The 19,932-nt window shown below is 60.7% G+C and carries 18 protein-coding genes and 1 pseudogene; 11 read left to right on the top strand and 8 right to left on the bottom strand.

Annotated elements, in window-relative coordinates:
• A pseudogene (locus PMI25_RS29830) lies at positions 1-117 on the top strand (DUF1652 domain-containing protein); the annotation flags it as partial.
• A 1,152-nt stretch (positions 118-1,269) separates the two neighbouring features.
• On the opposite strand, the gene PMI25_RS04575 reads toward PMI25_RS29830, so the two are convergent.
• The 5 genes from PMI25_RS04575 to PMI25_RS04550 all read right to left on the bottom strand — a co-directional run bounded on the left by PMI25_RS04575 (position 1,270) and on the right by PMI25_RS04550 (position 5,507).
• Complete coding sequence (locus tag PMI25_RS04575) at positions 1,270-2,037, bottom strand: SDR family oxidoreductase (protein ID WP_007965755.1); 768 nt, start codon at positions 2,035-2,037, stop codon at positions 1,270-1,272.
• A gap of 22 nt (positions 2,038-2,059) precedes the next feature.
• Positions 2,060-3,127 (bottom strand): phosphotransferase family protein, encoded by a 1,068-nt coding sequence (locus tag PMI25_RS04570; RefSeq protein WP_007965757.1) that lies wholly within the window; start codon positions 3,125-3,127, stop codon positions 2,060-2,062.
• A 156-nt stretch (positions 3,128-3,283) separates the two neighbouring features.
• Positions 3,284-4,252 carry a 2-hydroxyacid dehydrogenase gene (locus tag PMI25_RS04565; protein ID WP_007965759.1) on the bottom strand — a complete coding sequence of 323 codons (969 nt, stop codon included), beginning with the start codon at positions 4,250-4,252 and terminating at the stop codon, positions 3,284-3,286.
• Between the two features lie 139 nt (positions 4,253-4,391).
• Complete coding sequence (locus tag PMI25_RS04560) at positions 4,392-4,916, bottom strand: cysteine hydrolase family protein (RefSeq protein ID WP_007965761.1); 525 nt, start codon at positions 4,914-4,916, stop codon at positions 4,392-4,394.
• A 207-nt stretch (positions 4,917-5,123) separates the two neighbouring features.
• Positions 5,124-5,507: a tautomerase family protein gene (locus tag PMI25_RS04550; protein ID WP_007965762.1), complete on the bottom strand. Its 384-nt coding sequence runs from the start codon at positions 5,505-5,507 to the stop codon at positions 5,124-5,126.
• A gap of 230 nt (positions 5,508-5,737) precedes the next feature.
• Here PMI25_RS04550 and PMI25_RS04545 point away from each other — a divergent pair, with 230 nt between their 5' ends.
• The 4 genes from PMI25_RS04545 (at position 5,738) to PMI25_RS04535 (ending at position 9,410) form a co-directional block, all read left to right on the top strand.
• The gene (locus tag PMI25_RS04545) at positions 5,738-5,932 is read left to right on the top strand and encodes a hypothetical protein (RefSeq protein ID WP_007965763.1); all 195 of its coding nucleotides are present in this window, start codon (positions 5,738-5,740) and stop codon (positions 5,930-5,932) included.
• Between the two features lie 47 nt (positions 5,933-5,979).
• Positions 5,980-6,150: a hypothetical protein gene (locus tag PMI25_RS29430; protein WP_007965765.1), complete on the top strand. Its 171-nt coding sequence runs from the start codon at positions 5,980-5,982 to the stop codon at positions 6,148-6,150.
• A 252-nt stretch (positions 6,151-6,402) separates the two neighbouring features.
• Entirely contained in the window at positions 6,403-7,683 is a 1,281-nt protein-coding gene (locus tag PMI25_RS04540; protein ID WP_007965768.1) for an HAAAP family serine/threonine permease, read from the top strand.
• An 80-nt stretch (positions 7,684-7,763) separates the two neighbouring features.
• Positions 7,764-9,410, top strand: coding sequence for a SulP family inorganic anion transporter (locus tag PMI25_RS04535; RefSeq protein WP_007965769.1), 1,647 nt, complete (start codon positions 7,764-7,766; stop codon positions 9,408-9,410).
• 51 nt (positions 9,411-9,461) lie between these two features.
• Here the strand turns inward: PMI25_RS04535 and acnB are convergent, their stop codons facing one another.
• The gene (gene acnB / locus PMI25_RS04530; RefSeq protein ID WP_027613175.1) at positions 9,462-12,071 is read right to left on the bottom strand and encodes a bifunctional aconitate hydratase 2/2-methylisocitrate dehydratase; all 2,610 of its coding nucleotides are present in this window, start codon (positions 12,069-12,071) and stop codon (positions 9,462-9,464) included.
• 467 nt (positions 12,072-12,538) lie between these two features.
• Here acnB and PMI25_RS04525 point away from each other — a divergent pair, with 467 nt between their 5' ends.
• Positions 12,539-13,009: a DUF1289 domain-containing protein gene (locus tag PMI25_RS04525; RefSeq protein ID WP_007965774.1), complete on the top strand. Its 471-nt coding sequence runs from the start codon at positions 12,539-12,541 to the stop codon at positions 13,007-13,009.
• Between the two features lie 227 nt (positions 13,010-13,236).
• Here the strand turns inward: PMI25_RS04525 and PMI25_RS04520 are convergent, their stop codons facing one another.
• Positions 13,237-14,100, bottom strand: a complete 864-nt coding sequence (locus PMI25_RS04520) for a universal stress protein (protein ID WP_007965775.1) — start codon at positions 14,098-14,100, stop codon at positions 13,237-13,239.
• Positions 14,101-14,258: 158 nt separating this feature from the next.
• Between PMI25_RS04520 and PMI25_RS04515 the strand changes: the two genes are divergently transcribed.
• The 3 genes from PMI25_RS04515 to PMI25_RS04505 all read left to right on the top strand — a co-directional run bounded on the left by PMI25_RS04515 (position 14,259) and on the right by PMI25_RS04505 (position 17,009).
• Entirely contained in the window at positions 14,259-14,867 is a 609-nt protein-coding gene (locus tag PMI25_RS04515; protein WP_007965776.1) for a tRNA-(ms[2]io[6]A)-hydroxylase, read from the top strand.
• A 147-nt stretch (positions 14,868-15,014) separates the two neighbouring features.
• Positions 15,015-15,722, top strand: a complete 708-nt coding sequence (locus tag PMI25_RS04510; protein ID WP_027613172.1) for a response regulator — start codon at positions 15,015-15,017, stop codon at positions 15,720-15,722.
• On the top strand, positions 15,723-17,009 hold the full coding sequence (locus PMI25_RS04505; protein ID WP_007965778.1) for an ATP-binding protein: 1,287 nt from the start codon (positions 15,723-15,725) through the stop codon (positions 17,007-17,009).
• 118 nt (positions 17,010-17,127) lie between these two features.
• On the opposite strand, the gene PMI25_RS04500 is transcribed toward PMI25_RS04505, so the two are convergent.
• Positions 17,128-17,616, bottom strand: coding sequence for a GFA family protein (locus tag PMI25_RS04500; protein WP_007965780.1), 489 nt, complete (start codon positions 17,614-17,616; stop codon positions 17,128-17,130).
• Between the two features lie 208 nt (positions 17,617-17,824).
• Here PMI25_RS04500 and PMI25_RS04495 point away from each other — a divergent pair, with 208 nt between their 5' ends.
• Together PMI25_RS04495 and aguA are read left to right on the top strand one after the other, a co-directional pair.
• Complete coding sequence (locus tag PMI25_RS04495; protein ID WP_045121985.1) at positions 17,825-18,709, top strand: LysR substrate-binding domain-containing protein; 885 nt, start codon at positions 17,825-17,827, stop codon at positions 18,707-18,709.
• Positions 18,710-18,808: 99 nt separating this feature from the next.
• Positions 18,809-19,930 carry an agmatine deiminase gene (gene aguA / locus PMI25_RS04490; RefSeq protein WP_007965784.1) on the top strand — a complete coding sequence of 374 codons (1,122 nt, stop codon included), beginning with the start codon at positions 18,809-18,811 and terminating at the stop codon, positions 19,928-19,930.
• Positions 19,931-19,932 lie beyond the last annotated feature (2 nt).

The raw sequence follows: 19,932 nt of genomic DNA, 5'->3' as shown, positions 1-19,932 counted from the left end.
GGGTTGAAGCTTGATGCGTTGCGTACGCCTGAGTCGGTGGCGGCGTTCGTGGATGAGTTGCGGTATGAGTTGGAGAGTAATTCTTTGCGGGCTGCTCGGGATCCGGATATGGCTTAGGTTTTAGGGGGGTGGGTGTATATCCGTTGCTGCGGTAACGGCCTCCTATGGTTCCGCCCTTACGGCGGGTCACTTTTGGCAAACGCCCCAAAAGTAACCAAAAGGTCTATGCCCTGACGTTCGGCCCTCGCTTAGGCTCGGGTTCCTTCGCTGCGGGATTCATCCGGGGGGCAGCGCCTACGGTTTGCTTCGCTGCACCTCCTCTCGCTGTGTTTGGCTGCGCCAAACGGTCGCTGCGCTCCCACCCCCGGATAAATCCCTCCACTCAGCCTGCCGACGGGCCCTCAGATCAAAAGCTTTCGGCGAGCTGACACTCGGCCAGTGTAGGAGCTGCCGCAGGCTGCGATCTTTTGATCTGGGGCTTCTGGAAGCCGGCCTGCTGGCGATGGCGGCCTGACAGCCGACCTGTTTCTGGCAGGAATACTAATCCTTGTGGGAGCCAGCCTTCTGGCGATGGCGGCCTGACAGCCGACCTGTTTCTGGCAGGAATATTCAATCCTTGTGGGAGCTGGCTTGCCAGCGATGGCGGCCTTGCAGAGAACACATTTCTTGCTGATGTATCCCTCCCACTCAGCTTTGCTCCCCACAAAATCGACAGCCAATTCCTTTATCCCCCTCCATTTCACTGGCGCTTACAGGGTGGTCGGCTATAAAGAATGAGTGGTCAGGTCTTCCGTCATCCGCGGTATTCGTGCGCGATTGCGGAAGTGGCTCTTCCATTCACCGCGGGTCGTCCTATGAATAATCCTGGGAAACGCGTGTATCTGCCGTTGTCGCTGGCTTTCTCTGTCGCGCTGTTAAGTGGCTGTGCCAGTCCGCCGCCACCGCCTCCTGCTGCACCTCCACCGCCGCCGGTGCGTACTTGTCAGACGCTGGAAAACACTCAGGTGTCCGGCGATATGTACGTTGACGAGCAGGTCACTCGGCATATCACCACCACCCGGTGTGTCACGCAGTAGCGCTGTGGCGCTGCGCGTTTGCTGTTGCGGAAGTTGTAGGTGCGCTTCGTCAGGTAATGGCCCAAAGTCATTGACTGACAGAGAACCCCTGTGGGAGCGGGCTTGCCCGCGAATGCGGTGTGTCATTCAAAGCGGTGGTGCCTGACACTCCGACTTCGCGAGCAAGCCCGCTCCCACAGGGTTGTCAGAGAGATCAGGACAGGAACCCACCATCCACATTCAGCGAAACCCCGGTGGTGTAGCTCGACGCATCACTCGCCAGATACAGCACCGCCCCGGCCATTTCACTCGGATCGGCCACGCGCTTGAGCGGGATCTGCGTCAGTGCCTGCTTGAGGATCGCGTCATTTTTCACCAGCGCCGAAGCGAATTTGGTGTCGGTCAGGCCCGGCAGCAGGGCGTTGCAGCGGATGCCGAATTGCGCGCATTCCTTGGCGAAGACCTTGGTCATGTTGATCACGGCCGCTTTGGTCACCGAATAGATGCCCTGGAACACGCCCGGTGAAATCCCGTTGATCGAGGCGACGTTGATGATGCTGCCGCCGCCGTTCTCGCGCATCAACTTGCCGGCTTCCACCGACATGAAGAAGTAGCCGCGAATGTTCACGTCGACGGTCTTCTGGAATGCGCCCAGATCGGTGTCCAGCACGTTGCAGAACTGCGGGTTGGTCGCCGCGTTGTTGACCAGAATGTCGAGGCGGCCGAACTGTTCCTTGATCCCGGCGAATACCTGGCTGATCTGTTCCATTTCACCGATGTGACAGGCCACGGCGGTGGCTTTGCCGCCGGCGGCAATGATCGCGTCGGCGACGTGCTGGCAGCCTTCGAGCTTGCGGCTCGAGACGATCACGTGGGCGCCTTGCTGGGCCAGCAGTTTGGCGATGGCTTCACCGATGCCACGGCTGGCGCCGGAGACGAATGCGATTTTGCCGTCGAGGTCGAACAACTGAGTCTTGGACATAAGGGTTCCTTGGTGTGGGCCGTCAGAGGCTCGATTTCGCAATGACCTGCAGGCTCATGTGCTCCAGCAGTTTGTTCATGTGAATGAACTGCGCGAAGCGTTTGTCCTGGGTCTGGCCGTGGTAGAAGCGGTAGTAGATCTGCTGCACGATGCCGGCCAGGCGGAACAGGCCGTAGGTGTAGTAGAAGTCGAAATTGTCGATCCGGATGCCCGAGCGTTCGGCGTAGTAATCGACGAACTCGCGGCGGGTCAGCATGCCCGGGGCGTGGCTCGGCTGGCGGCGCATCAGTTGCACCGGTGCCGGATCATCGGCCTGAATCCAGTAGGCGAGGGTGTTGCCCAGGTCCATCAGCGGATCGCCGAGGGTGGTCAATTCCCAGTCAAGCACGCCGATGATCTGCATCGGGTTGTTCGGGTCGAGGATCACGTTGTCGAAGCGATAGTCGTTGTGGACGATGCTTGAGGTCGGATGGTCGGCCGGCATCTTGTCGTTGAGCCAGGTTTTGACCTGCTCCCAGTGCGGCGCGTCCGGGGTCAGGGCTTTTTCGTAGCGCTCGCTCCAGCCTTTGATCTGGCGGGCGACATAGCCTTCAGGTTTGCCCAGATCGCCGAGGCCGCAGGCGTTGTAGTCGACGCGGTGCAGCTCGACCAAACGGTCGATGAAGCTCTTGCACAGTGCTTCGGTTTTCGCCGCATCAAGCCCCAGCTCCGGCGGCAGGTCGGAGCGCAGGATGATGCCCTTGACCCGTTCCATCACGTAGAACTCGGCACCGATCACCGACTCGTCGGTGCAGTGCACGTAAGCCTTGGGGCAGTAGGGGAAACCGTCGCGCAATTGATTGAGAATGCGGAATTCGCGGCCCATGTCGTGGGCGGATTTGGCCTTGTGGCCGAACGGCGGCCGGCGCAGCACGAATTCCTGCTGCGGGTACTCCAGAAGGTACGTCAGGTTCGACGCACCGCCAGGGAACTGGCTGATCGCAGGTGTACCGGTCAGGCCAGGAATGTGCGCCTTGAGGTACGGATCGATCAGGCTGGCATCGAGTTCTTCGCCAGAGCGGATACGGGTGGACTGGTCAGTAAGCGCCATGCTTATCCCTTCTGCTTATTTTGGAGGCCAGACATCATTGGCTAATCTAATGGCGCACTCGGGCGGCCACAAGCGCGCAGCGGTCTTATAGGTTAGCGTGTTGCAGGATAATCAGCGTTTCGAATACGTACGGCAGCAGGGCGCTGCCGGCGCTTTTCAATGCACGCGCTGGTTGTTGAGCCTGGGGGGCAGGGCGATCGGCGTCAGCACCGGTTGCCCGGAGAAGAACGCCACGAGGTTTTTGCCGACCAGCTCCACCGTGCCTTGGGTGGCCTCGGGTGACAGGCCGGCAACGTGCGGCGTGAGAATCACGTTGCTCAGCACTTTCAGTGCATCTGGCACCTGCGGTTCGTGATCGAACACGTCCAGTGCGGCGCCGGCAATCCGCCGTTGCTCAAGGGCAGTGATCAGATCCGCTGTGGCGATGACACTGGCCCGGGCAATATTGACGATGAAACCGTTCGGGCCAAGGGCGTCGAGCACCGGGCGAGTCACCAGATGCTGGGTGCCGATGCCGCCCGGCGTAGCGATGATCAGAAAGTCCGAGGCGCGTGCCAGTTCGGTTGGCGTCGAGCAGAAAGCGTACGGCACATCGCTGCGCAGTTGACGGTTGTGGTAACTGATCTGCATGTCGAAACCGAGCTGGGCACGCTTGGCAATCGCCATGCCCACCGCGCCCAGGCCGAGAATGCCCAGGCGTTTATTGGCCAGCGACGGGCGCATGATCTTCGGCCATTCACCCCGGCGCACTGCCGCATCGCAGCGCGGAATGTCGCGCACCAGCGCCAACAGCATCGCCATCGCATGATCGGCCACCGACGAGGCGTTGACCCCGGCACCATTGGTCACGGTGATCCCGCGATCGCTGGCAGCCTGCAGGTCAACGTGTTCATAACCGGCGCCGATCACGGTGATGATTTTCAGCGCCGGCAGGGCGGCGATTTCCTCAGCGGTCAGTCCCAGCGGGCCACGGGTCAGCACCGCGTCGATCCGTGCGCCGTGGCTGGCGATGGCTTGCGCACGTTCGGCAGGGGTTGGTGCGAGGATCAGATGAAAGCCCTGATGCTCGAGAATCGGTAAATAGTCATTGATGGTTTCAACCAGTACCAGAACGGTGGCGGGCATTGCGCGGCTCCTGTGATCAGTGGCGGTTCGGTCGCGAAAGTCGTGTCAGAGTGCTGATTCCAGAGCGGTTTGGCAATGATGGCCGCAGCCCCGCTTCAGCCAGTGTAGGAGCTGAAACGGGGAGCGCGCGGGCGCTTCGTCAGAAGCTCACGTCGGCGCTGTTGATCAGCCGCGCAAATGCCCCGCCGAGGGTGGCGTTATGGTGCTCGATGATGACGTGGGCGGGTAATGCCGGGGTGTCCATGCAAGTGTGGGCGTCGGTCACCAGCAACGGTTTAAAGCCCAGATCGGCAGCGGCGCGGCAGGTGGCGTCAACGCAGAACTGCGTTTTCATGCCGACCAGGTACAGATCTTCGACGTTTCGGCTTTTAAGTTGCTGCGCCAGATCGGTGCCATGGAAGGCGTTGGGGCGGGATTTGTCAAACACATGGTCGGACTCGGCATTCAGATCGAGTTCCGGCAGCAATTGCCAGAAGGGGCTGCCAGCAGCAATCGGCGAACCTGTCGGGCCGGTATGGCGTACGGCGTAGATCGGCACGTGTTGCTGGCGGGCCTGGTGGATCAGATGCTGGATGTTGGCGAGCACGCGCTCGCCGTCGTGGGGTTTTTCCGGGCCATGGAACAGACCGACCTGCATATCGATGATCAACAGTGCTGCGGGCATGGTGTTTCTCCTTGAGGGCTGCAAGTGCCGCACGGACGGGAGAAACAACAAGGCCCCGTCCATTGCTGGCGGGGCCTTGGGTTCACTGCGCTGGATTCATCTCAGGCAGCAACACCACGACCCGCCGGTGGCGGTCGTGGTGGTACGGGTGAGGTGCAGCGGGCGAAGGTTCATGCAGCCGATCATGCTGGCGGCGGCGCAGGGCTGTCAACCGGCGTATTGAGCGATGCCGTTGCCGAACGACCAATTCTCCTTTTTGACTTCCACCAGATTGATGAACACATCTTCCAGGCGAATGCCCAGTTGGCTGTTCAGACTGTGTGCGATGGTCTGGTACAGGGCTTTTTTCTGCTCCAGCGTCCGCCCTTCATTGAGGGTGATCTGGATGATCACCAACTGATCGCTGCGCTGGATGCCCAGGTACTGCGGGTCGAAGATGAAATGTTCGCCATCATGCTCGTTGAGAATCTGGAAGTTGTCGTGCTCCGGCACGTTGATGGTGCTGCGCATGGCGGCGTAGATCTGCTCGCCGATGCGTTTGGCGAAGGTGGGGTCAGAGTGTTTTTTGATTTCGACGCGCACGAGGGGCATGGGCAAAGACTCCGTTGGGCAAGGGACTCCTCTCACGCTAGAACATGTCGGCCAGATTGAAAGTGTGGGGTGATGAATTCGCCGCTGTTTTTGTACGAGGCCACCTACAATTTTCGCGGATTTTGCCTACGAATCTGGCAGATGCATCTGCTATCGGAATGGTGATGAACGCGAAATCATGTGGGCACAAAGCAGCCCGGGCAGGGACTGCCGGCAGCCAAGGAAGGCGAATGCTCAAGAACGATCTTGAAAATCTGGAACTCGACAGGCTGGAGGATGAGTCAAGAAAGCTTGTGGCCGAAAGGAAAAAGCTATTGGCGGAGGAAAAAAAGCTTAAGAGAGAGACAAATTTATATCCGCTCGCAGTTATAGCTGGGGTGGTGACAGCAATCACCGCTGTAGCAGGCGTTTTCTTCAAGTTTTGATTGTTCGTTTCACAACCGTCCGACCCATGATCCAAAGGAAAAACCACATGAGTACCTATGATCGCAAAGCCAGAATGGAACAACTGGAACGTGAGCACGATGAGTGGGAAGAAAGAATGCGCATCAAAAACAAGGGCGATATGTACCCAATCTGGGGAATGCTGGCGTTCGGCCTGTTTTGCATGTCACTCGGATTCATGCTGGCTCGATCAATCTGATCAAGTCTTCTCGCTCGTATGACGTTGAAACTTGCCGGAAAACGACATTGCACATATCTGGAGCCGACAGCCATTTTCCCGAAAACGACAACTCGCTGATCTGCTCCGCACAACCATTCCTCAGCTAAGTCTTTGCTTCTGCTCATTTATCGCGGAGAATCGCGCCCCTGTTTCGGCCGGAGCATGTCTGTCGGTTTTTTCCGACGCGTCCTGACCGAGTGGCAAGTGACCGGAATGCGGAGATCCGACCGGATGAATGATCAGGCCAATAGCGTCGACGAACGCTATGAAACGGCAGCACCAGCTGAACTGTCGAGCTGGAATCGCCATGACACCACGTGGATGTTGGGACTGTTCGGGACGGCCATTGGCGCCGGTACCCTGTTTTTGCCGATCAACGCCGGTCTGGGTGGCTTCTGGCCGCTGGTGATCCTCGCGCTGCTGGCCTTCCCGATGACGTTCTTCGCCCACCGAGGCCTGACACGCTTCGTGCTCTCCGGTCGCGAAGGCGCCGACATCACCGAGGTGGTCGAGCAGCATTTCGGCATCAAGGCCGGTGCGCTGATCACCTTGCTGTACTTCTTCGCCATCTTCCCGATCCTGCTGATCTACAGCGTCGGCCTGACCAACACGGTCGCCAGCTTCCTCGAACACCAACTGCACATCACGCCGCCACCGCGCGCGCTGCTGTCGTTCGTGCTGATCCTCGGTCTGCTGGCCGTGGTGCGTTGCGGCGAGCAGGTGATCGTCAAGGCGATGAGCCTGATGGTGTACCCGTTCATCGTTGCGTTGCTGTTCCTCGCGGTGTACCTGATTCCGCACTGGAATGGCGGCATTCTCACCACCGCTTCGCAAGTACCGGCGCCGTCGGCGCTGCTGCACACGCTGTGGCTGGCGATTCCGGTGATGGTGTTCTCGTTCAACCACTCGCCGATCATCTCGGCGTTTGCGGTGGACCAGAAGCGTCGTTACGGGGTCAACGCTGACCAGCGCAGCTCGCAGATCCTCTGCCGCGCCCACCTGCTGATGGTGGTGATGGTGCTGTTCTTCGTCTTCAGTTGCGTGCTGACCCTGTCGCCGGAACAACTGGCCGAAGCCAAGGCGCAGAACCTGTCGATCCTGTCCTATCTGGCCAACCACTTCAGCAACCCGACCATCGCTTTTGCGGCGCCGTTGATTGCGTTCGTGGCGATTTCCAAGTCGTTCCTCGGCCACTACATCGGTGCCAGCGAAGGCCTCAAGGGCCTGATCGTCAAGAGCGGCAAGCGTCCGGGCGCCAAGGCGCTGGATCGCATCGTGGCGGCGTTCATGCTGGTGGTGTGCTGGATCGTCGCGACCCTGAACCCGAGCATCCTGGGCATGATCGAGACCATCGGCGGCCCGGTGATCGCGGCGATTCTGTTCCTGATGCCGATGTACGCGATCCGTAAAGTGCCGGCGATGGCGCGTTATCGCGGTCAGGCGTCGAACGTGTTTGTTACCGCCGTGGGTCTGGTGGCGATTTCGGCGTTGATTTATTCGCTGACGGCGTAAGCCAAAGCTCCAGATACTCAGCTACAGTGGCCGCTGTGCGTGATGCGCACAGCGGCTTTTTTTCGTCTGGAGACCATGGATTGTCGAGCGCGCCCCAATCTGTAGAACCCCCCAATCGTTGGCAGGACATCCTCGCCGGTCTGTCGATTGCCGGGCTGTTGTTGCCCGAAGCGGTCGCTTATTCGACCATCGCCGCGCTGGCGCCGCAGGCCGGGGTGATTGCGCTGTTTGCCGGTCTGCTGTGTTATGGGTTGTTTGGCACCAGCCGCTTTGCCATTGTTTCTGCTACGTCATCTTCGGCAGCGGTGCTGGCGGCGGCCACGGCGACCATGGCCAATGGCGACCCGCAACTGCGCGCGACGCTGGCGGTCGGGCTGGTGCTGGTCACCGGTGGGCTGTTCTTGCTGGCGGGGATCTTCCGTTTTGGCAGCGTCACCGCGTTTATCGCCAAACCGGTACTGCGCGGCTTCGCTTTCGGCCTCGCGCTGACCATCATCCTCAAGCAGGTCGCCAGCGTGGTCGGCGTGCACCTGACCGACGCCAATCTGGTGCGCTTCGCCCCGCAATTGCTTGAACAACTGCCGCAATGGAACTGGCCGGCGGCGGCTGTTGCCGCGGTGGCGCTGCTGCTGTTGGGAGTGTTCTCGCGCTTTCCACGGGTGCCCGGCGGTTTACTGGTGGTGGTGATCGGTATCGTCGCCGGGCAATGGTTGAACCTGCCGGCCCATGGTGTGAGCATGATTGGCTTGATCGACCTGAGCCTGGAGGTGCCGAGCCTGCCGCTGCTGCCGTTTGCCGACTGGCTGCGGCTGGGGGAGGTGGGGTTCGCGCTGGTGATGATTCTGTACGCCGAGTCGTACGGCTCGATCAGTTCGTTCGCCCTCAAGCACGGTGATCGTGTGGCCTCCAACCGTGATCTGCTGGCGCTCGGCGCAGCGAACTTGTTGTCCGGATTGTTCCATGGCATGCCGGCGGGGGCGGGGTATTCGGCGACGTCGGCGAACGAGGCCGCCGGGGCGACTTCTCGCTGGGCCGGTGGGGTGGCGGCGCTGGTGGTACTGGTGATCGTGCTGACGGTGCTGCCGTGGATCGCCCTGACGCCGGAGCCGATTCTGGCGGCCATCGTGATTCATGCGCTGGCGCGTGGCTTGAGTCTGCAGCCGTTGGGGCGTTACTTCGTCTGGCGCCGGGATCGGCTGCTGGTGTTGTGCGCGGTGGCGGCGGTGCTGCTGCTGGGCATTCTCGACGGCTTGCTGGTGTCGGTGGCGATCAGCGTGTTGCTGATGCTCAAACAGATGTCGGCGGCGGACATTCAGGTGCTCGGGCGCATTGATGGCGGGCATGATTTTGTCGATGTGCAACGTCATCCGACGGCGACAACCGAGCCCGGAGTGCTGATTGTGCGGCCCAGTGAGGCGTTGTTCTTTGCCAACGTCGAGCGGGTTCTTGGTGCGGCGTTGCGCTTGATTCGTCACTCGGACGCACCGCTGCACACAGTGATCCTGAGTCTGGAGGAAACCCCTGACCTGGACGGCACCAGCATCGAGGCGATGCAGGAGTTTTTCCTGCGGGTGCATCAGGAGGGCAAACGGCTGATTCTGGCGCGACTCAAGCATGAGGCGCTGGCTGTGCTGGAGGCGTTGCCGGAGGTAACGGCCAATGGGGTGATACTCAGTGGGCTGAGCGTCGATGGCGCGGTACAACAAGCCCTCAAACTCAAGGCATAAAAAAACGCCGCTCATCTCACGATGGGCGGCGTTCTTCATTGCGTTGCAGCGTTAGGCTTGAACGACCGGAATCTTGGCGTTCGCAGCCGCTTCACGGAACTCGGCGATCTGGTCGAAGGACAGGTAGCGGTAGACATCGGCCGCCATGCTGTCGATCTTGCCAGCGTATTCCATGTACTCCTCGACGGTCGGCAGGCGACCCAGGATCGAAGCCACGGACGCCAGCTCGGCCGAAGCCAGGTAGACGTTCGCGCCGTCGCCCAGACGGTTCGGGAAGTTACGGGTCGAGGTCGAGACCACGGTGCTGTTCGGCTCAACGCGTGCCTGGTTACCCATGCACAGCGAGCAGCCTGGCATTTCCATGCGCGCGCCTGCTTTGCCGTAGATGCCGTAGTAGCCTTCTTCGGTCAGTTGGTGAGCGTCCATCTTGGTCGGCGGCGACAGCCACAGACGGGTTGGCAGCTGACCCTTGACCTGATCCAGCAGTTTGCCGGCAGCGCGGAAGTGACCGATGTTGGTCATGCACGAACCGATGAACACTTCGTCGATCTTCTCGCCAGCCACGCTGGACAGCAGACGGGCGTCGTCCGGATCGTTCGGCGCGCACAGTACCGGCTCGTTGATGTCGGCCAGATCGATTTCGATGACTTCGGCGTATTCGGCGTCGGCATCGGCTTCCATCAGCTCAGGGTTGGCAATCCAGGCTTCCATCGCTTGCGCGCGACGTTCCAGGGTACGTGCATCGCCGTAGCCTTCGCCGATCATCCAGCGCAGCAGGGTGATGTTGGACTGCAGGTACTCGGTGATCGACTCTTTCGACAGCTTGATCGTGCAACCGGCAGCCGAACGTTCGGCCGAGGCGTCGGACAGTTCGAACGCCTGTTCCAGGGTCAGACCTTCCAGGCCTTCGATCTCCAGGATGCGGCCGGAGAAGGCGTTTTTCTTGCCTTTCTTCTCGACGGTCAGCAGACCGTTCTGGATGGCGAAGTAAGGGATGGCATGAACCAGGTCACGCAGGGTGATGCCAGGTTTCATTTTGCCTTTGAAGCGCACCAGGATCGATTCCGGCATGTCCAGCGGCATGACGCCGGTGGCAGCGGCGAACGCGACCAGACCGGAACCGGCCGGGAACGAGATGCCCATCGGGAAACGGGTGTGCGAGTCACCACCGGTACCCACGGTGTCCGGCAGCAGCATGCGGTTCAGCCACGAGTGGATGATGCCGTCGCCCGGACGCAGGGAAACGCCGCCGCGGGTCATGATGAAGTCAGGCAGGGTGTGGTGGGTAGTCACGTCGATCGGCTTCGGATACGCCGCGGTGTGGCAGAAGGACTGCATCACCAGGTCAGCGGAGAAGCCCAGGCACGCCAGGTCTTTCAGTTCGTCACGGGTCATTGGACCGGTGGTGTCCTGAGAACCGACGGTGGTCATTTTCGGCTCGCAGTAGGTGCCAGGACGAACGCCTTTGCCTTCTGCCAGACCGCACGCCTTGCCGACCATTTTCTGCGCCAGGGTGAAGCCCTTGGTGCTTTCGGCCGGTGCTTCAGGCTTCTTGAACAGATCGAACGCAGGCAGACCCAGTTCGGCGCGAGCCTTCTCGGTCAGGCCACGGCCGATGATCAGCGGAATACGACCGCCGGCACGGACTTCGTCCAGCAGCACAGGGGTCTTCATTTCGAAGGTGGTGATGACTTCATCGGTACCGTGCTTGCAGACTTTGCCAGCGTGCGGGTACAGGTCGATCACGTCGCCCATGTTCATGTTCGATACGTCGAACTCGATTGGCAGTGCGCCGGCATCTTCCATGGTGTTGTAGAAGATCGGAGCGATTTTGCTGCCGAAGCAGAAACCGCCAGCGCGCTTGTTCGGCACGTAAGGGATGTCGTCGCCGAAGAACCACAGCACCGAGTTGGTCGCCGATTTACGCGAGGAACCGGTACCGACCACGTCACCGACGTAGGCGATCGGGAAGCCTTGACCGCGCATTTCTTCGATCTGCTTCATCGGGCCGGTCTTGCCTTGCTCGTCCGGAACGATGCCGTCACGGGCCATTTTCAGCATGGCCAGGGCGTGCAGCGGGATATCAGGACGCGACCAGGCGTCTGGCGCAGGGGACAGGTCGTCGGTGTTGGTTTCGCCGGTGACCTTGAATACGCGCAGGCTGATCTTGTCGGCCAGCACCGGGCGCTTCTTGAACCACTCGCCGTCAGCCCAGGATTGCAGCACGGCCTTGGCGTGGACGTTGCCGTTCTTGGCTTTTTCAGCCACGTCGTGGAAGGCATCGAACATCAGCAGGGTGTGCTTGAGTTCTTCGGCAGCCACTGGCGCCAGTTCGGCGTTGTCCAGCAGTTCAACCAGGGTCACGATGTTGTAGCCGCCCTGCATGGTGCCGAGCAGTTCTACAGCGCGCTTCTTGTCCAGCAGAGGGGAGGTGACTTCGCCTTTGGCCAGGGCCGACAGGAAACCGGCTTTGACGTAAGCGGCTTCGTCCACTCCTGGTGGTACGCGATTGGTGATCAGGTCAACGAGGAAAGCTTCTTCGCCAGCCGGAGGATTCTTCAGCAGCTCGACCAGGCCTGCAGTTTGTTCGGCGTTAAGCGGCTGGGGAACGATACCCAGGGCTGCACGCTCTTCGATATGTTTGCGGTAGGCTTCAAGCACAGTTATTACCCTCATCAGTGGTCCCAAATGGGTGTCCGGGACGCTCATCCCGAAATTGCCGTACTCATGCACCGCACGACGTTGTGAGTCGTTTGGCCAGAATTACCGGCAATTCCTTACAGAAGCTGCTTTCAAAGTTTTACGCCTGCAGAACGGGGAGCTGATGAGGGTTGGCGTTGGGCTTTTCCCCGCTGGAAAAACCCTTCGCCAACACCGCTCTGAAGGAACGACTGTGCTCGTGACGCTTTGAAAACAGCTTCTAACGGACATTGGCGCCTTAAAAGGCTGGCTGATTCTACGGCAAAAAAAATTTAAAGGTAAGTCAGGCTCTATTGGACTTTGGTGGCGTTGTGCACGGGCAGGGTAAACCGCGAGCCAGCGCTTGCCCCTGACGTTTGAGGGGTGATCAATGCCCGACAAAGGGCTAACATGCCGACCTGTTCCGCGTTTCAGTGTTTTGCCAATTTATGCCCAATCAGACCATCAAGACCCCCTGCGTCGGCCTCTGCTCCACTGTTTACGGCGATCTAGTGTGCCGTGGCTGCAAGCGTTTTCACCACGAAGTGATCCACTGGAATGGTTACGGCGAGGAGGAAAAGCGTGCGGTGTGGTTGCGTCTGGAGCAATTGCTGTCACAAGTGATGGCGAGCAAGGTCGAGATCTTCGATCCGGCGCGCCTGCGCCAGCAGTTGGAACAGCGCAAGATCCGCTTCGTGCCGCATCAGTCGGAATATTGCTGGGCCTATCAGCTGATTGCACGCGGGGCGCGGGTGATCATTAATCTGGAAGCCTACGGCATGGTGTTGCTGCCGGAGTTCCGCGACTGGAACCTGCCGGAGTTGCGCGATGCCATTGATCGGGAATTCTTCCTGCTGTCGGAAGCGCATTATCAGCGCTACATCGCACCGGGCTTCCTGAAAGACGCTTTCGGCGCCTAGAAGCTTCGCGAGCAGGCTCGCTCCCACAATGATCGGAGTGGAATGCAGATCCTGCAGGCGCCAACAGATCTTGTGGGAGCTGGCTTGCCAGCGATGAGGGCAGTGCATCCAATGTCAATGTTGACTGACCCACCGCTATCGCTGGCAAGCCAGCTCCCACAGGGATATGCATTCCAACTGTGGGAGCGAGCCTGCTCGCGAGGGGGCCGGTTCAGCCACCGCAGTCCTTAATGCTTCACCGCCAACTCCACCAGATGATCCTCAACCTCCTGCGGCTTGAGCACCAGCACGTCGCTTTCCAGCGCATCCAGCACCACCTCGGCGGTATTGCCGATCAACGCGCCTGACAACCCGGTCCGCGCCACGGTGCCGATCACAGTCACCGCCGCCTGCAGCTTGTGCGCCATGAACGGAATCAGCACATCCGCCGGGCCTTCCTCTATATGCAGGTGTTCATCATCGACATCGAACTCCGCCTGAAACGCCCGGCATTGCTCGCGATAACGCGCTTCGATGGTTTCGCTCCGCTGTAACGCCGGGTCGGCTGCCGAGAGCATCGGCGAGGGGTGGGCACTGATCACATGCAGATGCCCTTTGGCCAGGCTGGCGATGTCGTAGCCGTGATCGATGATCGTTGTATGCAAATGCCGGTGTTCGCCATCGGCATTGCCCACGTCCACGGCCGCAAGAATCACCCGGTCTTTCCAGGAAGTGGATGTTTTTACCAATAGCACCGGGGTCGGGCAGTGCCGCAGCAGTTTCCAGTCCGCCGGCGTCAGCAGGGCCTTTTTCAGCGCACTGTCGGGATAGTGCTGCTTGATCACCAGCCCGCAGCCTTCGGCCTGCTGCACATCGATGATGGTTTCGTGCAGGCTCTCGTTCCATGCCTGTTCGGTGGTCGCGCTGTAGCCATCCGCCAGCAGCGCGGCTTTGAGCACGCCGAGCATGCCGGCGTGGTCGTGCTTGCGGTCGCACACCAGCAAGTGGAGATGGGCCTGGGTCACGCCGGCGATCAGCTTGGCGCGCTTGAGCGCCAGGCTTTCCGAATGTTCGGGTTCGATGACCACCAGAATGCTGCGAATGGCTTGCATGAGCGGAGTCTCCAGCAAAGAAAAGGCACGGCGTTGCACAACTATAGTTGCTGCTCATCGGGACGCGACTTGATGCATATCAACGCCTGCGACTGGTGGTCTGCGGGCAGGCCGGTATAATCGGCGCCCTTCGCGCCAATACCTTTACCGTGAGCCCCATGATCCTTCCCGAAATCCACGAATTCCTTGGCTGCCGCACGCCCGACGCCTGGGTCCAGGCGGCACTGGCCGATCAGGAAACCCTGCTGATCGACCACAAGAACTGCGAGTTCAAGGCCGCCAGCACCGCGCTGAGCCTGATTGCCAAGTACCATTCCCACGTCGACCTGATCAATATGATGTCGCGTCTGGCCCGGGAAGAACTGGTGCACCACGAACAAGTCATGCGCATCATGAAACGCCGCAAGATCGAGCTGCGCCAGTTGCACGCCGGGCGTTACGCCTCGGGCCTGCGCAAAGTGGTGCGCAGCCATGAGCCGGTGAAACTGGTGGATACCCTGGTGGTCGGCGCGTTCATCGAAGCACGCAGTTGCGAGCGTTTCGAAGCGCTGGTGCCGCATCTGGACGAAGAACTCGGCAAGTTCTATTTCGGCCTGCTGAAAAGCGAGGCGCGGCACTTCCAGGGTTATCTGAAACTGGCTTACCAGTACGGCGACGCGAAGGACATCGCTCAGGTGATCGACAAGGTGCGCGCGGCCGAGCAGGAGCTGATCGAGTCGCCGGATGAAGAATTCCGCTTTCACAGTGGTGTGCCGGCCGCGGCCTGAAACACAAACTGTTAAAAACTCTTAAGAGTATGAAATATCACCGAAAACCGGCCCCAGCGGCCGGTTTTTGCTGCCCGAAACAACGCCTCGCCGACGAATCCCGCCATACTGTCGCCCACTTCACACATGGGTTGGCAGACGGTCGTTATGGATAACCTGGGTTTTGGCAAAGTCCTGCTGGTCGAAGACGATGAGCGTCTGGCCACGTTGATTGCGCACTTTCTCGAACAACATGGCTACGAGGTGCGCGCGGTGCATCGCGGTGATCTGGCAGTGGCCGCGTTTCTCGAGTTCCAGCCCAAAGTGGTGGTGCTCGACCTGATGCTGCCGGGGCAGAGCGGCCTGCACGTGTGCCGGGAAATCCGCAGCGTGTCGGACACGCCGATCGTCATCCTCACCGCCAAGGAAGACGACCTCGACCATATTCTCGGCCTGGAATCCGGCGCCGACGACTACGTGATCAAACCGATCAAACCGCCGGTACTGCTCGCTCGGCTGCGCGCCTTGCAGCGGCGGCAGATGCCGGAAGCCGGCGTGGTCAGTGCGCTGGAATTCGGGCGCTTGAGCATCGATCGCAGCTGTCGCGAAGTGCGTCTGGCCGGCGAGATCATCGAAATGACCACCATGGAATTCGAGCTGCTGTGGTTGCTGGCCAGCGCCGCGGGCAAGACCCTGTCCCGCGATGACATTCTCAACCGCATGCGCGGTATCGCTTTTGACGGGCTCAACCGCAGCGTCGACGTGTACATCAGCAAGTTGCGCAACAAACTCAAGGACAATCCCCGCGAACCGGTGTGCATCAAGACTGTGTGGGGCAAGGGTTATCTGTTCAATCCGTTCGCGTGGGAGCTGTAGATGCTGCGGTTATTCCTCGGGCTGTTTCTGGTGATGACGGTGGGGCTGGTGCTGGCCCTGCAAACTGTCGAGCACACCTTCAACGCCTTGCTCGACAACCAGATGCAGGCCTACAACCGCGAGGCGGTGCGTGGTCAGGCGTGGTCACTGGTCGAGCACATGCGTGATCAGCAGGGCGCGGCGCGCGAGCGGCAACTGGAGGCGTTGCGCCCGCATTACGGCTTGTCGCTGAAGCTGATCGAGGCCGATCAACTGGATCTCAGCGCCGAAGAAAAGGCCGAACTGGCGCAGAACCTGTTGGTGATTCGCGACAATTACACCCAGTTCATCAGCAACATCGACGGTGGCTCGCAACTGCTCAGCATCAAGCTGCCGCCCGAGCCGAGTCTGATGCCGTTCTACATCGCGGTGGCTTACGCGATGCTCGCAGTGCTGATCGGCATCGTGCTGTTTTTCTGGGTGCGTCCGCACTGGCGCGATCTGGAAAAACTGCGTCTGGCCGCCGAGCGCTTTGGCGACAACGATCTGTCAGTGCGCATTCAACTGTCCAAGCGCTCGAACATCCGCGACCTGGCCGAACACTTCAACCTGATGGCGGCGCGCATCGAGAGCCTGATTGCCAATCAGCGCGAACTGACCAACGCGGTGTCCCACGAATTGCGTACGCCGATTGCGCGGCTGTCGTTCGAACTCGACCAGCTCAAGCAACAACCGGACGCCAGCCAGAACCGCGAACTGATCGCCGACATGTACGCCGACCTTGGCGAGCTGGAGGAAATGGTCTCCGAGCTGCTGACTTACGCCAGCCTCGAACGCGGCGCGACGGTGATCAAACGCGAAAACATTCAAGCGGCCAACTGGCTCGACAGCGTGGTCGGCAGCGTGGCGCTGGAAGCGGAAGCGGCGGGGGTGCAGTTGCTGATCGGTGATTGCCGGCTCGACACCGTGCGCATCGAGCCGCGTTTCATGGCGCGGGCGGTGATCAATCTGCTGCGCAATGCCATTCGTTATGCCGAGCAGCGTGTCGAGGTGACGCTGGTGCGCAGCGGCGATTACTACGAAGTGCGGGTCAACGACGACGGCCCGGGTGTGCCGGTAGAGGGCCGGGAGAAGATCTTCGAACCGTTCTCGCGGCTGGACGCCAGTCGCGACCGTCGTACCGGTGGTTTCGGCCTGGGATTGGCGCTGGTGCGGCGGGTGTCGCAGTCCCATGGCGGGCAGGTCGAGGTCGGGGAATCGGTGTGGGGTGGGGCGTCGTTCCGGATGACCTGGGCGCATCTGGACTGATTTGTGTTGGCAGGTTGGGCCCTATCGCGAGCAGGCTCACTCCTACAAGGGAATGCATTGCAAATGTAGGAGTGAGCCTGCTCGCGAAAGGGCCATCAATCACAGCATAAAACTATGCTCATTTGCCCAGCCCCAACCGCTCATGCCACTGCGCAATCGACTCCTCGGGATACACCGCAAACTGCTTGTCCTTGGGCTTGGCCTCCACCTCGACCCAGGGCGCCTTCGATCCCAGCATCAAATGCGTATGCTCCGGCGGCACCGGCAACGGTGTATCGATGGCCGAGGCGAACGGATGAATCAGCTCTGGCCATTCCGGGCTGAACAGCCACAAGCCGCTGCCGCACTGTGAGCAGAAATGCCGCTCGGCCGTGCTGCGATGGGCACGTTTTTCACCTGCTTCCTTCATCTTCGCGTGGTAGATGCTGATGTGTTTGCGGCCCTGAACCTTGAGGCTGGCCGCATCGCCACCGAGGTTGATCGCGTAACCGCCACCGCCCTGAGTCTTGCGGCAGATCGAGCAGTAGCAGCGTTGATAAGGGTAGGGATGGGCGCTGGTCAGGCTGAAGCTGACGGCGCCGCAGTGGCAGGAGCCTTCGAGGTGCATGAGGGAGCCTCCGGTGGCTGAAGTGGTGCGGTTGAGCCTAGAAGGTTTTGCAGTGTTTGTTCGGACGCCATCGCGAGCAGGCTCACTCCTACATTTGAAATGCATTCCAATTGTAGGAGTGAGCCTGCTCGCGATGAACGATAACTCGATCGTACTGGACGCCCACCGCCAGCCCGGTCAGCATGTCCCAAAAAAGGCACCCAAACCCATGCGAAGACTCCCCTCACTGGCGGCCCTGCGAACCTTCGAATGCGCCGCCCGCCACGCGCATTTCGGCCGGGCTGCCGCCGAGTTGTGCGTCACCGACAGCGCGGTCAGCCACCAGATTCGCCAGCTCGAAGAGCAACTCGGCGTCTCGCTGTTCATCCGCGAAGGCCGGCAGATCCGCCCGACCATCGCCGCCGGACGTCTGATGCAGAGCCTGCAACAGGCCTTCGAACTGATCGGCGAGGCCTGTGATGAACTGCGCGATCCTTCCTCGCTGGCGGTGTTGCGTCTGGCGGTCACCGCCGAGCTGGCGCAGAAGTGGCTGATGAACCGCCTCACCGATTTTTATGCGCGCTATCCGCACATCACTCTGCATCTTTACGAACAGCCGATCGACGCCAGCGCGCCGGGCGAAGACATCGACCTGGCGATCACCTACGGCACCGGACCGGTGGACAGCAGCGCGTATTTCGTGCGGCCGTTGCCGGCGCTGCAGTTTTTCCCGGTGTGCAGCCCCGGGCTGTTCAACCAGGGCAGTCTGAAATTCCCGAAAGACCTGGCCCGTCATTGCCTGCTGCACGACGACCAGGACGGCAAAACCTGGACCGCCTGGCTGACCAGCCACGCCGGCGACCTGCGCCCGCAGCGCCAACTGTATTTCGCCCATGCCGGTCTGGCGCTGGAAGCGGCGGCGCAGGGGCAGGGCGTGGCGATGGGCGACAACCTCACCGCGCAGGAGGACTTGCTGAGCGGGCGGCTGGTGCGACCATTCACGTCGAGCATGACCGCGCTCGGCCAATACGCGCTGGTCTGCGAGCGGCTGCGCCTGGAGCGTCCAGCGGTGGCGCAGATGCTCGAATGGTTCAACGATCAACTGGCCGATTGATGAGTTGAATTCAACTGTTCCGCAATAATCATCGTTGGCGCGTCAGTCGTCCGCGATCGTAGCCTGTGGTCATTCCCAACCCCAAGACGAGGTTTGACCATGGCACGTTTGCTCGACTCCACCCCAAAGCGCGACGGCTTCCGTCTGCCCGGCGAATTCGAAGCCAAATCCGGTTGCTGGCTCGGCTGGCCGGAGCGCACCGACGTGTGGCGCAACGGCGCGAAACCGGCGCAGAAAGTCTGGGTGCAGATTGTCACCGCCATCTCCCACAGCGAACCGGTCACCGTGTGCGCCTCCGCCGCGCAATTCGCCACCGCCCGCCGCCAGTTGCCGCCGCAAGTGCGCGTGGTCGAGATGACCTGCAATGACACCTGGTTCCGCGACAGCGGTCCGTGCTTTGTGGTCAACGACCAGAGCGGCGAAGTGCGTGGCGTCGACTTCGAATTCAACGCCTATGGCGGCCTCGATGGCGGGCTGTACTACCCGTGGGACAAGGACGATCAGATCGCCAGCAAGATCCTCGAAATCGAACGTTTCGACCGTTACCGCGCACCGCTGATTGCCGAACTTGGCGGCATCCAGAGCGATGGTCAGGGCAGCATCCTCACCACCGAACAGTGCCTGCTCAACCGCAATCGCAACCAGCATCTGGGCAAGGCCGAGGTCACTCGGCGCCTGACCGATTACCTCGGCGCCGAACAGGTGATCTGGCTGCCACGCGGCTGCAAGTTCGACGAGACCGATGGCCATGTCGATGACCTAGCCTGCTTCGTGCGTCCCGGCGAAGTGGTGCTGCAATGGACCGACAACCGCGACGATCCGCAGTGGGAAATCTATCAGGAGGCCTACGACATCCTGCGCAGCACCCGCGACAGCCGAGGTCGCGAGTTGATCGTGCACAAGCTGCCGCAACCGGACGTGCTGGAGTGGACCGCCGAAGAAGCCGAAGGCCTCGATCAGCAGGACAGCACCCACACCCGCCAGGCCGGCACCCAAATCTGCGCGTCGTACATCAACTACTACGCCGGCAACAGCTCGATCGTGGTGCCGCTGTTCGGCGATCGCAACGATCAGGTGGCGCTGGCGACGCTGGCCGAACTGTTCCCGCAGCACAAGATCGTCGGCATCGAAAACTCCCGGGAAATCCTCCTCGGTGGCGGCAACGTCGCGTGCATTACCATGCCGCAATACGCCGGCACGTCTAATCGCAAAGGGGTGTGATG

This window comes from Pseudomonas sp. GM30 (genome assembly GCF_000282275.2).
GTDB lineage: Bacteria > Pseudomonadota > Gammaproteobacteria > Pseudomonadales > Pseudomonadaceae > Aquipseudomonas.
The sequence above is the reverse complement of the archived record's forward strand: the minus strand, read 5'-3'. Positions and strand labels throughout refer to the sequence as shown.

What these genes read in the sequence shown, in the direction of transcription:
- PMI25_RS04505 (WP_007965778.1), top strand. Translation starts at nt 15,723, where the DNA reads ATGCTGCGGTTATTCCTCGGGCTGTTTCTGGTGATGACGGTGGGGCTG.
- PMI25_RS04520 (WP_007965775.1), bottom strand. Translation starts at nt 14,100, where the DNA reads ATGCAAGCCATTCGCAGCATTCTGGTGGTCATCGAACCCGAACATTCG.
- PMI25_RS04575 (WP_007965755.1), bottom strand. Translation starts at nt 2,037, where the DNA reads ATGTCCAAGACTCAGTTGTTCGACCTCGACGGCAAAATCGCATTCGTC.
- PMI25_RS04550 (WP_007965762.1), bottom strand. Translation starts at nt 5,507, where the DNA reads ATGCCCCTCGTGCGCGTCGAAATCAAAAAACACTCTGACCCCACCTTC.
- PMI25_RS04495 (WP_045121985.1), top strand. Translation starts at nt 17,825, where the DNA reads ATGCGAAGACTCCCCTCACTGGCGGCCCTGCGAACCTTCGAATGCGCC.
- PMI25_RS04565 (WP_007965759.1), bottom strand. Translation starts at nt 4,252, where the DNA reads ATGCCCGCCACCGTTCTGGTACTGGTTGAAACCATCAATGACTATTTA.
- PMI25_RS04545 (WP_007965763.1), top strand. Translation starts at nt 5,738, where the DNA reads ATGCTCAAGAACGATCTTGAAAATCTGGAACTCGACAGGCTGGAGGAT.
- PMI25_RS04500 (WP_007965780.1), bottom strand. Translation starts at nt 17,616, where the DNA reads ATGCACCTCGAAGGCTCCTGCCACTGCGGCGCCGTCAGCTTCAGCCTG.
- PMI25_RS04525 (WP_007965774.1), top strand. Translation starts at nt 12,539, where the DNA reads ATGCCCAATCAGACCATCAAGACCCCCTGCGTCGGCCTCTGCTCCACT.
- PMI25_RS04570 (WP_007965757.1), bottom strand. Translation starts at nt 3,127, where the DNA reads ATGGCGCTTACTGACCAGTCCACCCGTATCCGCTCTGGCGAAGAACTC.
- PMI25_RS04540 (WP_007965768.1), top strand. Translation starts at nt 6,403, where the DNA reads ATGAATGATCAGGCCAATAGCGTCGACGAACGCTATGAAACGGCAGCA.
- PMI25_RS04560 (WP_007965761.1), bottom strand. Translation starts at nt 4,916, where the DNA reads ATGCCCGCAGCACTGTTGATCATCGATATGCAGGTCGGTCTGTTCCAT.
- aguA (WP_007965784.1), top strand. Translation starts at nt 18,809, where the DNA reads ATGGCACGTTTGCTCGACTCCACCCCAAAGCGCGACGGCTTCCGTCTG.
- PMI25_RS04510 (WP_027613172.1), top strand. Translation starts at nt 15,015, where the DNA reads ATGGATAACCTGGGTTTTGGCAAAGTCCTGCTGGTCGAAGACGATGAG.
- PMI25_RS29430 (WP_007965765.1), top strand. Translation starts at nt 5,980, where the DNA reads ATGAGTACCTATGATCGCAAAGCCAGAATGGAACAACTGGAACGTGAG.
- PMI25_RS04515 (WP_007965776.1), top strand. Translation starts at nt 14,259, where the DNA reads ATGATCCTTCCCGAAATCCACGAATTCCTTGGCTGCCGCACGCCCGAC.